This is a genomic window from Acidobacteriota bacterium (genome assembly GCA_030697165.1).
Classification (GTDB): Bacteria; Acidobacteriota; Vicinamibacteria; order Vicinamibacterales; family UBA2999; genus 12-FULL-67-14b.
In genome coordinates this window covers 58786-73079 of the sequence record JAUYQQ010000021.1, presented here as the reverse complement: position 1 = coordinate 73079, position 14294 = coordinate 58786, and the positions used below count along the sequence as shown (strand labels likewise).

Below are 14294 nucleotides of genomic sequence, written 5' to 3'. Positions count from 1 at the left end.
AGCCTGGCAGTTTAACCTGGCCCCGGCCGCGCGGCCCCATACGTCTCGGTGAACGCGCTGCGCTGCTCGAGGCTGCCCATCATCACAAGGACCGCGTCTCTGGGCAGCACGGTCTCCGAGTGCAACTCCGTGGTGAACTCGTCGCCGATCTGCAACGCCATCACGCACAGCCCCGTCAGCGAGCCAATCGCGCCGTCCTTCAGGGTCTTCCCCGCCAGCGCGTCCGGGACGGTTCGGGTAAAGAGGTCTACGCCTTCGCCAAGGATCACCAGTTCATGTCCGCGCAGGCGCGAGTAGATGGCCTCGGCGCCGAGCGACGCGTAGCTCAACACGAAGTCGGCGCCCGCACGGTGAATGGCTTCGACGTTGCGATCGTGGGTCACCCGGCTCACGATTCGCAGATCGGCCTTCAGCCGGCGGCAGTACACCGCCAGGTAGATGTTCATCGCATCGTCATTGGTCGTGAGCAGCACCGATGGCGCGTCGAGCAGCCCGGCCTTCGTGAGCATCTTGCGATCGGCCGCATCCCCCTCGGTAAGCTGATCGGCGACACCCTCGAGGTAAGCCAACGAGTGCCGGTCACGATCCATTACGTGCGTGCGGATGCCCTTGCGGTGCAGCACCTCGACGGCCGCCTGCCCGACACGCCCGGCGCCGATCACCAGGACCGGCCGATCCTGCTCGCCAGACGGCGGCAGGATCGCGTTGAGGCGGGCGATCTGCTCGGCGTCTCCGGCCACCACGATGACACTGCTCGCGGCGACGATCGTGCCCGGGTAAGCTGGTTTCAGGCGCCCGCGCTCCCACACCCCCACCACGCTCATGCCGGTGGTCTCGCGCAGGCGCGTGTCGCGCACGGTCTTGCCCTCGAACGGCGTGCCTCGGGCCGGCAGCTCCGCGACCTGGAGCGAGCGGTAGGTTCCGACGACGTGGGCCTCGATGCGGCCGGTATCGACCCGATTGGCGAGGTAGGCGCCCAACTGCTGCTTCAACGGCAGCACATAGGTCGCGCCGCTCAGCTCGAGCACGTCCACGGCATCGGGCTCTTCGACGATGGCGAGGATCGGCACCTGGGCCGAGACCTCGCGGGCCGTCAGGGTGATGTTGGTATTGGTGGTGTCTTCGCGGTTCACGACGAGCAGGCGCGCGTGCGCGAGCTGAACCTGCCGGTAGGTCTCGCTGCTGTCGATCTCGCCGGTCATCACGCTGATGCCATCGCCCGACAGCTGCGCCGCGATCGCCGGGTCTGGTTCGAGGACGACGTACGACTGACCGGCTGCGCGGAGGCGGCCGATCAGGCCGGCGGCGACGGCATCGTACTCGGTGATGACGACGTGATCGCGCGTCCCCTTCTCGACCTGGCGCGGCGCGCGCATCCGCATCCGCGCCTCGAGCCACGGGGCGTAGAAGAGACGGATGAAGAGGAACGGCAGCATCACCAGCAGGAACACGACGCCCGAAATGATGACGACGATGCTGAACAGGCGGCCGAGGTCGCTGTGGAAGATGATGTCGCCAAACCCGAGCGTGCTCATCGTCACGACGGTCCAGTAGAGCCCGGAGAGCCAGGAATGCGACTGGCCCTCGCGTTCCATGATCACGTGGAACAGCCCGGTGAAGAGCGCGACGAGGAGGAGGAGAAAGCCGACGTACTGCAGCAGTGCGCGCAGGTTCGTGCGGGTTTCGCGCTCGGTAAAGAAGAATGCGAGCTGGCTGGGCAGGTACTTCATGAGACCGCCCAGTCTACAATGCCGGCCCCCTGGCCGATTACGGGAGCCGGCGTCGAAGAGCAGCGACAGGGCTTGCCACCCGAAGCTCGAACTACAAGGACAGGGCTTGCCAACCGTAGCTCGAAGCACAGCTGCAGTCCACCGTCGCTCGCCCAGGTTTCCCCGGCGAGCTATGGTGGACACCCTTCGCCTGAACCAGAGCGAAGGTTGGAGGCGCCGCCCGGATTTGAATCGGGCGCAATACCCTAATTGCCTAGCGTTTCTTCACACTCCCAGTAATTCCTGCCTAATTCCTGTCTAACCGTGGCGCGTGTTTCGCTGTAACTCGAATACCTGCCCACCATCTAGTGAGCGAACGAACAACAAGACCTTATCGAAAGCGAAAGCGAACGAATGTCCCTTGATCGTCTCGGGATTCAGCAATACTTCACCGGGGCCAAGCCAGCCATCATTCACAATCAGCAACCACAACTCAGTCGCGTTGCGTCGATAGTCGGATACCCGACGCATTCGGTGAACCTATTCGTGAAGGGCGGCGTCGGCTTTCAACTGATGTCGATTCCATGCCCCACGACTAGATGCGTCTCGGACAACCACGGACCAATCCGTCCGGGCTTTGTCGAGTCAGGCACGCTGCACGCTGGAGTCGGCTACGACATTCGCCTTGGTCGGGGCATGGCCCTTACGCCCTCGCTCGATTACTCGTCTGTCGGCACGGGAGAGTTGACCTACGAGGGTTACGTGAACCGGAGCAGGCAGAACAAGATCGCTGCTACGATCGGCATCACATTTCCATAGCCGCTCCGTGATGTGACTACCGGGCAACATCCACCCGAACCTGAGGGCCCATTTCGATCTAAGAGATATGGCCGGCTGAGCAGCGCCGTTCCATAATTGAACGGGAGCGAGGCACTCATGAAAATCGGAATTATCGGCGCCGGGATGATCGGCGGAACCCTGGCCCGGAGACTGGCGCAGCTTGGCCACGACGTCGCGATCGCCAATTCGCGTGGGCCGGAGACGCTCACGGCGTTGGCCTCAGAGGTGGGCGCCCGGGTCGTCACCGCCGCCGAGGCGGCGAGGAGCGGTGAGATTGTCGTCGTGACGATCCCTCAGAAAGCCGTCAACGATCTGCCTGCACATCTCTTCGCCGACGTTCCACGCGAGGTCGTCGTCGTCGACACCGGCAACTACTACCCCGCACGGGATGGCAGCATTCCTGCCATCGAACAGGGGCAGCCGGAGAGCGCGTGGGTCGCGGACCGGATCGGCCGGCCCGTGATCAAGGCGTTCAACAACATCTTCTTCAAGAGCCTGCTCGAGAAGGGCACGCCGCGAGGCAGCGAGGGTCGTGTGGCGATCCCAGTCGCTGGTGACGCGGCCGATGCGAAGGCAAAGGTCATGCAGTTGATCGACGAGCTGGGGTTCGACGCCGTCGATGCCGGGGGGCTGGACGAATCGTGGCGGCAGCAGCCAGGCACGCCGTGCTACACGGGTGACTTCACGACACCCGAACTGAAGCGTGCTCTCGCATCGGCCGAGCGCAGTCGCGTGCCCGAGTATCGCAAGGCCGCGGACGAAGCGGCACGTGCGTACTGGGGAGGCTGAGGGTGGACACCCTTCGCCCGCGGTCCACGTCCAGCTGTGGACGATCACCGAAGCCCACAAGCGTGCGAAGTGACCGCCGCAGCTAACCTGGCGGCTTTCGCAGCATCTCGTCGGTCGAGACCTTGAACCGCCGCACGTTGCTGTACAGCGCGGTGGCGCGAACCTCCTCGCCTGGGCTCGTATGGCGCTCGGTCATCTTCGCGGGAAGGCGCAGCCCCGACCGCTCGTCCTTCGCAAACTCGACCACGAACCTTCCATCGGTCGACATATCCGACAATGTGAACTCGGTCTTGACGATCGCCCCGGTGGCCGCATGCGCCCACACCCGCCCCGTGGCCGGCACGTTCGAACCACGGCGGGAGGTCACGAAGGTCGGGCGGCCGATCTCGCGGAAACGGATCACGACCGTCTCTGTGCCTTCTACCGGATTCGACGGGCGCGGGGCATCGAATCTCATGCCCGACGCCGACGCCGCCTGTAGATACACGAGCGCCGAGTCGGGCAGGTTGACGGTGCGGTGGACGCGGCCCAGGTTGTAGCGCGCGCTCTCGTCCGCCAGCCGCCGCGCCTGCGCCATGGCGTTGGCATCGGGGGACTGCAGCAGGCCCAGGAGGCGATCCTCGCGATCGCGGATGCGTCGGCTATCCACCTCGAACACATCACGGAATGCGACCCAGCCGATGGTGCCCGGCACCGTGATCATCAGGATGTCGGACCGCAGCACGCGCTCGTCGGCCCGAAGCTCGCGCGCGGTCGACGCCGGCCGGCTCAGGACCTGCACGTAGTGTTCCTCAGCGACGATGGATGGGAGTTCGCGCTGGAACTTTTCGACGTACGCGTGGATGCGCGACAGTACACCTGCGCCCTCGGGTTGAGCGGCGGTAAGGGGCATGAACACCCCCGCGCAACAGGCAGTGAAGACCGCGAGCTGTCGTGGCAGCCGCACGTCGATAGTATACGGGGAGCGCCTGGGCCAGGGCTTGCCAACCGCAGCTCGAACTACATGGACAGGACTTGCCGCCCGAAGCTCGAACGGTGCCGTGCGGCCCACCGCCGCTGGCCTGAATTCTGAGCCAGCTATGGTGGGCACCCTTCGCATGCTACAGAGCGAAGGGTGTCCTCCCTGTCCATCGAAACCGGGCGCATCGCGACGAAGCCGAAGATCAAGATGCTCAAGGAGGCTCCGCGGCCCCGAATCCTGATCTAAGCGTTGGATGACCTCGCTTCTCGCAGGTGGCGAGCAGCAAAGGCACCCCCTGAGCCCGACTTGAGATAGCGCTCGAACGCCACGGCGCGCGGTTCGTCGGCGAACTCGACCAGCACATCGAGTTTCCAGGGGCGGCCGCTCGAGGTGTGGCGGCAACTGCCCTCGTTGTGATCGGCGAGACGCAGGTGCATGTCAGAGGTCAGGCCCGTGTAGTATCGCGCCGGGTTACTCTCGCTTCGAAGGATGTAGACGAATCGCTTGGAGGCGGCCATGAGAGGGCGTGGATGCAACGGCAGCGCCATGCCCGACGCGATGATTTCCTGGGTGATTTCGGGTTCTTGGTTGGCTGGACGTGAAGTTGCTACCCGTTGCCGGCCCAGCGCCGAGGGAACAGGCGTCTGACTGGTGCGCGAAGGGTGGCTCGCCAACCGTAGCTCAGGTTCGAGCCGTGCCGTCCACCTTCGCTCGGCTGAATTCCCACCGAGCTACGGTGGACAACCTCCGCGTGAACCTGAGCGGAGGTTGGAGGCGCCGCCCGGATTTGAACCGGGGATGGAGGTTTTGCAGACCTCATCAGGGTGCTTTTGCCGTGCCGTGGAATCAACGACTTAGCCGAATTGCTAGGCAATACCGAGCTTTCGCCTATACGGAGAATGCGCCAAATACGCTCAATGCTGTCGCGAGTGGGACAAAAATGGGACAGTGACCGGCCCAAACCATTTGAGCGCTCGAAGCCAACTTCGGATCGTGCGAGAGGGCGCATTTGGGACACTTTCATTACGCCGGTCTACCCTATCGTCGCGACGGAACTCGCGAGCCTTGACCGCGAGATCGAGCGGCTGACCGAGGCGGTCGCGACAGGGGGCCAAATGCCACCCTCCTCTCGGCCCTGAAACAGCGCCAATCGCGGCGGGATGAGCGGCGGGATGAGCTGCAAGCGAGTCGCTCGCGGCTCGCGCAGCCTCGATCGTTCGATCGGCGGGCGGCTGAGAGACGTGCGCGGGAGAGCTTGGCAGACTGGCGCGCATTGCTCACTAGGAACGCGCAGAACGGGCGGGAGCTGCTTCGGCGGGTGTTGGACGGCCCGATTCGGTTCACGCCCGAGAACGGCGCTAATCGGTTTGAAGGCAAGGCAGCAATCGGGAGATTGCTTGGCGGCGCTGAAAACAACCACGTTGCATGGCGTCCCCGACGGGATTCGACGAGGAGTCTCGAATGGTTGCAGGGTGGATTTTACACCCCCAACCTGCGTTTTGAGCCCGACGAGCTACTTGTGGAGGGGGCCTCGATCCTGTGCGCCGAGTAATAGGCCCCAATGGTCCGGCTACCGCCTATAATCACGCGGTTGACCCCCGGCACCCGGCTCGGCCCCTACGAAGTCCTGTCCCTCCTGGGCGCCGGCGGCATGGGCCAGGTGTATCGGGCCAAGGACTCGACGCTGAAGCGCGAGGTCGCCCTCAAGGTCTTGCCGGCCGACGTGGCGAAGGATCGCGAGCGGCTGGCGCGATTCCAGCGCGAAGCCGAAGTCCTCGCCTCCCTCAACCATCCCCACATCGCCCAGATCTACGGTCTCGAACATGTTGGAGACACGTTCGCACTGGTCATGGAACTGGTCGAAGGCGAAGACCTCTCGCAACGAATTGCGCGCGGCCCGATCCCGCTGGACGAGGCGCTCCCAATCGCCCAGCAGATCGCAGAAGCCCTCGAAACCGCACACGACCACGGCATCATTCACCGCGACCTCAAGCCGGCCAACATCAAGGTGCGGCCCGATGGCGCTGTGAAGGTGCTCGACTTCGGACTCGCGAAGGCCGTCGACCCCAGCGCCGGATCATCGGCCACTGCGATGAACTCGCCGACCTTGTCGATTCATGCCACCGAAGCCGGCATCATCCTCGGCACCGCCGCCTATATGTCGCCGGAGCAGGCCCGCGGCAAAGCGGTCGATAGGCGGACGGACATCTGGGCGTTCGGCGCGGTGCTGTTCGAGATGCTCACGGGCAAACGCGCCTTCCCCGGCGACGATGCGACCGACACGATCGTGGCGGTGGTGAGTAAGGAGCCGGAATGGAGTGCGTTGCCGGCGGCGGTGCCGGCAGGTATTCAGCGATTGCTTCGACGAGCACTCAACAAGGACTCGAAACGCCGCCTCGATTCTGTCGGCGGCGCGCGCATTGAGATCGACGAAGCTCTAATCTCGCCATCGGCGATGGACAGTGCCTTCATTCAACCCGCAATGATTGAGCGTGCGCTGCTGCCGCGAGTGCTGCCCTGGATGGTGGCCAGCGCGCTCGCGGCCGGATTGGTGCTGGTCCTGGCGTTCTGGGTGCCGCGACAGACCGCGGTCCTCCCGGTCAGTCGCGCGGTGATCACTCCGCCCGAGGGAGTGGCAGGATTCGACAGAGCCAAGCCGGTGCTGTCACCCGATGGCACGCAGCTCGTGTTCGCGGCCGCGGGACAGCTCTACCTGCGTTCGCTGGCTCGCTTTGACGCCGAGCCAATTCCGGGCACGGCTGGCGCGGGAGGGCCGTTCTTCTCGCCCGATGGCCACTGGCTGGGATTCTTCGCGAACCAGAAGCTACAAAAGGTGTCCCTTGAGGGCGGCACGCCCATGGAGCTGTTCAGGACCATTGGTGGACCCAACAGCGCGACCTGGGGCGCGGATGGTGCGATCGTGTTTTCGCCTGGAGGCGGTACTCGTGGGTTGCTGAGGCTCCCGGATTCTGGTGGCGATTCGCAGGTGATCGCTAATCCGAAGGGCATCGAGGAAACGGCCTATCGGTCGCCGCAGGTGCTGCCCAACGGCGAAGGCGTCGTGTTCACAACCATGCTCGCGTCGGGTTCGGCAATCGTCGCTCGGTTGAAGTCTGGGGAGCAACGCGTCCTCATCCCAGGGGGCGCCGACGCCCGGGTTCTCCCGAGCGGGCATCTGCTCTACATGAATGCCGGACGCCTGATGGCCATCGCGTTTGATCAGCGGCGGGTGGAAATTGCCGGGACGCCAAAATCAGTACTTGAAGGTCTGACCTACGGAGCGAGCGGTGAAGGGCTATACAACGTGTCCACAACCGGCACGCTCGTTTATATCAAGGGCGGTCTCATCGAGACACGACGGCGGTTCGTGTGGGTGGACCGAGCGGGACACACTGAGCCCCTGGCAACACCGACGCGCAACTACAGCCAGTTCAGCCTCTCGCCGGACGGGCAATCGGTTGTGGTGATGCTTCCCAAAGGTACTCGGGACGATATCGAGACGTATGACATCAAGCGCAACAGTTTTACGCGACTCACGTTTGACGCGGACAACAGATTTCCCTTCTGGGCGCCGGACGGGCTGCGTGTCACCTATCAATCCCGCCGGAGTGGGTCGGTGAACGTCTTTCAGAAGCGCGCGGATGGGAACGGCGGTGAAGAGCAGGTGCCGCAGAGTGCGAGCGGCGTGCCAACCGCGTGGTCCGCTGACGGCAAGGCGTTGCTGTCGTTTCGGAACACCCCTGCCGGCGATAGAGAGCTGTGGGTCTCCCCAATCGGCGAACTTAGCAAGGAGCGATTCGTCCTGCGAACGCGGTCGGCGATTGAGAGCGCACGGGTCTCGCACAACGGGCGCTGGATCGCGTACCTCTCGAACGAGTCAGGTCGTCTTGAAGTGTATGTACAACCGTTCGATGGGGGCGGGAGTAAATGGCAGATCTCGACTGAGGGCGGCATGGAACCACTCTGGTCGGGCCGCGACGACGAGTTGTTCTACCGCAACGGCGCTAAGATGATGGCCGTGAACGTTAGGACGGCGCTGGCCTTCAGTGCCGACACGCCAAGGGTCTTGTTTGACAAACCGTTTTTCGGCCCAACCATTCCGACCGGCACGTCTGGTGTGAGCCCGGACGGCCAGCGCTTTCTGATGCTAGAGCCCGTTGAGGCCCAGAAGCCGGTGACCGAGATCCACATCGTACTGAACTGGGCGGAGGAGCTGAAACGGCTCCTGCCGACGCCGAAGCAATGAGCCTCACTTCCGGCCAGCGACTCGGCGCCTACGAAATCCTCTCCCCCCTCGGCGCAGGCGGTATGGGAGAGGTCTACCGCGCGCGCGATACAAAGTTGAATCGCGATGTGGCAATCAAGGTATTGCTGCCGGCAGTCGCTAGCGATCCCGATCGTCTCGCGAGGTTCAGCCGCGAAGCCCAGGTGCTGGCATCGCTCAATCACCCCAACATCGCGCACATCCATGGACTCGAAGAATCCGGGGGCGTCACGGCGTTGGTTCTCGAGCTGGTTGAGGGCGAGGACCTCGCGCAGCGCATCGCGCGTGGACCGATCCCGCTCGACGAGGCTTTGCCGATCGCCCGCCAGATCGCCGAAGCGCTAGAGGCCGCGCACGACCACGGCATCATTCATCGCGATCTGAAACCGGCCAACCTCAAGGTCCGTCCCGACGGCACGGTCAAGGTGTTGGACTTCGGTCTCGCGAAGGCCGTCGATCCTACGGCCGGATCATCCGCCACCGCGATGAACTCGCCGACGCTCTCGATTCATGCGACGCAGGCGGGAATCATCCTCGGCACCGCGGCGTACATGTCGCCCGAACAGGCGCGCGCCAAGAGCGTCGACAAGCGAACGGACATCTGGGCACTTGGATGCGTGTTGTTCGAGATGCTAACCGGCCAACGTGCGTTCCCGGGCGACGACGCCACCGACACGATCGTCGCGGTCGTGAGCAAAGAACCGGACTGGAACGCGCTACCGCCAGGCGTCTCGCCCTCCATCCGCCGATTGCTGCGGAAGAGCCTTGAAAAGGATCCGAAGCGGCGGCTTGACTCCGCCGCCGGCGTTCGCATCGACATCGATGATGCCCTGGCCGGGCCATCGGTGGCTGATGGTGCTGCCGTGCAACATCGCGTGGCGCAGCGGCCGACCTGGTCCCGCGCACTGCCGTGGGCAATCGCCGGAGCGCTCGCGTTGGCGTTGGTGGTGGTCTGGGCGCCGTGGCGCCAAACAACGACGATTGCGCCTTCAGCGTTGGTGCGACTCAGCGCCGAGTTGGGGGCGGATGCCTCCCTGTCGTTCCGTTCCGGAGACGCGACGGCCCTTTCTCCAGACGGCACCTTGATCGCCTTTGTCGCCGAGAAGGATGGGGACGGGACGACACTGCTTTACGTCAGGCGACTCGACCAACTGCAGGCGACCGCGCTCTCTGGGACCGATGATGCCATGAGCCCGTTCTTCTCGCCCGACGGTGAGTGGCTCGGGTTCTTCGCGGGCGGTAAGCTGAAGAAGGTCGCCGTCTCTGGCGGCACTGCCATCACTCTGTGCGACGCGCCCGGCGGTCGCGGCGGTGGGTGGGGCGAGGACGGCACCATCGTGTTTGCGCCCACCTCGAATCCCGGCGCACCGCTGATGCGTGTGCCATCAGCCGGCGGCCCGCCCGAGCCGATGGCCACCCTAGCTGACGGCGAGGTTTCGCAACGCTGGCCACAGGTGCTGCCTGGTGGCAGAGGCGTGCTCTTCACAAGCAGCAGCGTGAATACGGCCTATAACGACGCGAGCATTGTGGTGCAGTCGTCGAGCGGTGCGCGTTCTATCGTCCAGCGCGGGGGCTACCACGGCCGATACGTCGCCAGTGGGCCTGGCACGCCGAAGCGTAGCGAGCGCGAAGAGGGCCACCTGGTCTACCTTCGCGATGGGACGCTGTTTGCCGCGCCGTTTGATGTGACGCGGCTGGCCGTGACCGGGCCTTCGGTGCCCGTGCTCGAAGGCGTCACGTCAAATATTGGTACTGGTGGCGCCCAGTTCGCGGTGTCCGATAGCGGTGCGTTGGTGTTCCTGCCCGGGCAGACGAACTCCGGCGGCGGGCCGATCACCTGGATGGATCGGGCCGGAAAGACAACCCCGCTGCGTGCGGCGCATGCGGCCTGGTTCGATCTGCTCTTCTCACCGGATGGGCGCAGGCTGGCCATGCAGTTGGTAGACGGCACATCGACAGACATTTGGATCTACGAGTGGGCCCGAGACAGCCTGACGCGACTCACCTTTGGCGCCACCTACGCAGGCAAGCCGGTCTGGACGCCCGATGGTGGACGCATCGTGTATAACGCACCCCGCCCGGACCAGACAGCCTCGAACTTGGTGTGGCAACGCGCCGATGGCACCGGCGACGCTCAGAGGCTCACTGAGGGCGACAACCATCAGCGGCCCGCATCCTGGCATCCAAGTGGCAAGTTTCTGGCGTTCGAGGAGCGGAACCAAGCGGGCTTCGACTTGATGATTCTACCGATGGCGGGAGACGAGGCGGCAGGATGGAAGCCCGGCACGCCCACTGTCTTCCTGAACAGTCCGGCTCAGGAACGGGAGCCGATGTTTTCTCCAGACGGCCGCTGGCTCGCCTACATTTCGGAGGAATCCGGACGCAGTGAGCTGTACGCGCGACCGTTTCCCGGTCCGGGCGGCAAATGGCAGATCTCGACGAGCGGCGCGATGCATCCCACCTGGTCACGCACCAAGCCCGAGCTATTCTATGGGACACCGCTTGGCCAGATCATGGTGGTGCCTTATGCCGTGGAGGGCGACTCGCTCCGCGCCGAGAAGCCGCGTCTCTGGTCAGACGGACGTTACTTCGTCCGCGGCCAAAACCGCATGTTTGACTTGCACCCCGACGGCATGCGGTTCGCGCTTGCGCCGAGCGCGCTGGACTCAGGGGTGAAGCACGACAAGCTCACGTTCCTCTTCAACTTCTTTGACCATTTGCGACAGATCGCGCCGGTGACGAAGCCATGAGCCTGGCGACGGGAACGAAGCTCGGACCTTACGAGATCTTGGCCCCACTCGGCGCCGGCGGGATGGGCGAGGTGTACCGTGCGCGCGACACGAAGTTGAATCGTGACGTCGCGATCAAAGTGTTGCTTCCGGCGGTCGCCAACGATCCCGACCGCCTCGCGCGCTTCAGTCGCGAAGCGCAGGTGCTGGCGTCGCTCAACCACCCGAACATCGCGCACATCCATGGACTCCAAGAATCCGGGGGCGTCACAGCGTTGGTTCTCGAGCTGGTCGAGGGCGAGGACCTCGCTCAGCGCATCGCGCGTGGACCGATCCCGCTCGACGATTCATTGCCGATCGCACGGCAGATTGCGGAGGCACTCGAAGCCGCGCATGACCACGGCATCATCCATCGCGATCTGAAGCCGGCGAATATCAAGGTCCGCGCTGATGGCACTGTGAAGGTACTCGACTTCGGTTTGGCAAAGGCGATTGATCCAACGGCTGGATCGAGCGCAACCGCGATGAATTCGCCGACGCTGTCGATTCACGCGACGCAGGCCGGAATCATCCTCGGCACGGCGGCCTATATGTCGCCCGAGCAGGCGCGCGGACTGCCGGTAGATGCGCGCAGCGATATCTTTTCCTTCGGCTGCGTGCTGTTCGAGATGCTCACAGGCCGGCGCGCGTTTGCCGGTGACACCATCTCCGACATCCTGGCGTCGGTATTGAAGAGCGAGCCGGACCTGACGCTGCTGCCGGCGGATCTCGATCCGCGGCTCCGCCTGCTGTTGCAGCGGGCGTTGGTCAAGCCCGTTAAGCAACGCTGGCAGGCTATCGGCGACGTACGCTACGAGATCGAGCAGGTGACCGCCACTCCGACGCAATTCGCAGTGCCTCGCCGCGGCAACGAGCGTCTCGGTTGGATGCTCGCCGTGGTCGCGGTCCTCATTGCCGCGATTCTCGGCCTAGCCTGGCTCGACGCCCGGGCGACACCGAGCGCCACACCGACCCTGCAACTGTCGGTCGACCTACCCGAAGGCGCGGAACTCGCCTTTGCCTCCGGGGCCGCATTAGCTATCTCGCCGGATGGTACACGGGTCGCATACAGCGCCGTCGATGCATCGGGCGACGAAGCATTGTGGGTTCGTTCGCTCGGTGCCGCAACTTCCAAGCGCATCGAAGGAACATCAGGCGGAGCCCAGATGTTCTGGTCACCTGACAGCGAGTCGCTTGCTTACTTCTCAGCGGGCAAGCTCTTTAGGATCAACGTGAACGAGGGCGGTCCACGCGTGCTGGCCGACGCGCCAAACCAACGCGGTGGCACGTGGAGCCAACAGGACGTGATCCTCTTTGTGCCACAGTCCCCTGGCCCACTGATGCGCATGGCTGCGACGGGCGGCACGCCGACGCCGCTCCAACACACTGGAAACATGTCACCGTATTGGCCGGTGTTTCTGCCAGACGGCAATCGCTTTCTGTTCACCACTCAGCCCGGCGAGGATCATCAGCGCCGGAATGTCGCACAGGTTGGCTGGCTCGATTCCGAGCGCATTCAGTCGCTGCCCGGCATCGGCTCGAGAGCCCTTTACAGCCGCTCCGGACATCTCCTATTTGTCGAGCAGGGCTCGCTGATGTCCCAGGGTTTCGACCTCGCGTCGCTGGCACTGACTGGAAGCCCCGCGCGTATTGTCGATCGGGTATCCCACAGCGTGAGTACGGGAAATGCGACCTTCACTGTTTCAGATTCCGGCACGCTCGCCTACCGCGCAGGCGCCGAAATGAATTTGAAACAGTTGACGTGGTTCGATCGGACTGGCCAGCCGGTCGGCGCCATTGGCGCACCCGACGTAATCCTCAACTTCGAGATGACACGTGACCAGACGCGCATCGCGTTGGACCGCAGCGACCCGCGGACGGGCAAGCGCGAGGTGTGGGTGGTGGACGATCTGGCCAGCGGGATCGCAAGCCGGCTTACCGCCGACGAGGGTAACGCGATGTCTCCCGTCTGGTCGCCCGATGCCAAGTTCATGCTTTACAGGTCCCCTCGTAAGGAAGGCCGCGGCATGCGCCTGGTAGACGCTGCAGACGGCACCGCCGAACAGCACCTAAAAGAGCATTATCTAGGTAGTCCCGACGACTGGTCGAGCGACGGCCGCTACGTGATCCAAGGAGCAATCAACGACATCACAAATTTCGACATTGGTCTGCTGCCGATGACTGGCGAGACGCCGCGATCGTGGTTCCTGCAGACACCGGCGAACGAAGGACAGGCGAAGATTTCGCCGAACGGACGATGGATCGCGTATACGTCGGACGAGAGCGGCCGGCAGGAAATCTACGTGCAGTCATTCCCCGTGCCGGGGAACAAGCGGCGCATCTCGAACAACGGCGGATCATGGGCACGGTGGCGCAGAGACGGGGCGGAACTAATCTATGTTGCGCCGGGAGGTTTGGTGACGACGGTGGCCGTCAGCAGCGGAGAGCGTTTCACGGCTGGCGCGCCGACGACGTTGTTTCGAAGCCGCAATGGAATCGGCGGGGCTATTGGCCTCGTCGACCCGTTCGAAGTGTCGCTGGACGGACAGCGGTTTCTGATGCTGGTTCGTCCTCCCGCGCCTACGTCGATCCCGCTGATTCTCAACTGGCCGGCACTGCTGAAACCGTAGGCGCCGGCAATCGATAAGGGCCGTTCTCGGGTCAGACGCGGGCGGCTGACGTTCATGCCGCGCGCGCGAGGCATCGGGAAGATCGGCCGAAGCCTATATGCTGTATGACCTACCGGCACATCGCGGCCGAACTTGCGAAGCACGCAGCCTAGCTCCTCACGGGATGATGCGCAAGTGAGACTCTCCCGAACGTGTCCCCTTCCGGGCAGTGAAGTCTTGATATATCGGCCGCGCGTGACGACGAAGACCCAGGCGGTTCGGAGACGTGAGGCCTCAGAGATTGCCCATGCCCCTACCCCCGCGGACCAAGAGCGAACCAGAAGAGGCATTAAG

Annotated in this window: 7 protein-coding genes; 4 read left to right on the top strand and 3 right to left on the bottom strand. The window is 64.0% G+C overall.

Annotated features, from left to right (window positions below):
* Window positions 1-11: 11 nt before the first annotated feature.
* On the bottom strand, window positions 12-1730 hold the full coding sequence (locus Q8T13_19130; protein MDP3719879.1) for an NAD-binding protein: 1719 nt from the start codon (window positions 1728-1730) through the stop codon (window positions 12-14).
* Between the two features lie 915 nt (window positions 1731-2645).
* Between Q8T13_19130 and Q8T13_19125 the strand changes: the two genes are divergently transcribed.
* Window positions 2646-3338, top strand: coding sequence for an NAD(P)-binding domain-containing protein (locus Q8T13_19125; GenBank protein MDP3719878.1), 693 nt, complete (start codon window positions 2646-2648; stop codon window positions 3336-3338).
* A gap of 82 nt (window positions 3339-3420) precedes the next feature.
* Here Q8T13_19125 and Q8T13_19120 read toward each other — a convergent pair whose 3' ends face one another.
* A complete protein-coding gene (locus tag Q8T13_19120) occupies window positions 3421-4284 on the bottom strand; it encodes a hypothetical protein (protein ID MDP3719877.1) in 864 nt (287 codons plus the stop codon).
* Between the two features lie 257 nt (window positions 4285-4541).
* On the bottom strand, window positions 4542-4817 hold the full coding sequence (locus Q8T13_19115) for a GIY-YIG nuclease family protein (protein ID MDP3719876.1): 276 nt from the start codon (window positions 4815-4817) through the stop codon (window positions 4542-4544).
* A gap of 1073 nt (window positions 4818-5890) precedes the next feature.
* Here Q8T13_19115 and Q8T13_19110 point away from each other — a divergent pair.
* From Q8T13_19110 to Q8T13_19100, 3 genes are read left to right on the top strand one after another with little or no spacing between them, the layout of a single operon-like run.
* Window positions 5891-8545 (top strand): protein kinase, encoded by a 2655-nt coding sequence (locus tag Q8T13_19110; GenBank protein ID MDP3719875.1) that lies wholly within the window; start codon window positions 5891-5893, stop codon window positions 8543-8545.
* Window positions 8542-11313 carry a protein kinase gene (locus Q8T13_19105; protein MDP3719874.1) on the top strand — a complete coding sequence of 924 codons (2772 nt, stop codon included), beginning with the start codon at window positions 8542-8544 and terminating at the stop codon, window positions 11311-11313. Before Q8T13_19110 ends, Q8T13_19105 begins: the two co-directional genes overlap by 4 nt.
* Entirely contained in the window at window positions 11310-13961 is a 2652-nt protein-coding gene (locus Q8T13_19100; GenBank protein MDP3719873.1) for a protein kinase, read from the top strand. Before Q8T13_19105 ends, Q8T13_19100 begins: the two co-directional genes overlap by 4 nt.
* The last annotated feature ends 333 nt before the right edge of the window (window positions 13962-14294 follow it).

Coding starts and splice junctions, on each gene's coding strand:
- Q8T13_19130 (MDP3719879.1), bottom strand. CDS start 1,730: ATGAAGTACCTGCCCAGCCAGCTCGCATTCTTCTTTACCGAGCGCGAA.
- Q8T13_19125 (MDP3719878.1), top strand. CDS start 2,646: ATGAAAATCGGAATTATCGGCGCCGGGATGATCGGCGGAACCCTGGCC.
- Q8T13_19115 (MDP3719876.1), bottom strand. CDS start 4,817: ATGGCCGCCTCCAAGCGATTCGTCTACATCCTTCGAAGCGAGAGTAAC.
- Q8T13_19105 (MDP3719874.1), top strand. CDS start 8,542: ATGAGCCTCACTTCCGGCCAGCGACTCGGCGCCTACGAAATCCTCTCC.
- Q8T13_19100 (MDP3719873.1), top strand. CDS start 11,310: ATGAGCCTGGCGACGGGAACGAAGCTCGGACCTTACGAGATCTTGGCC.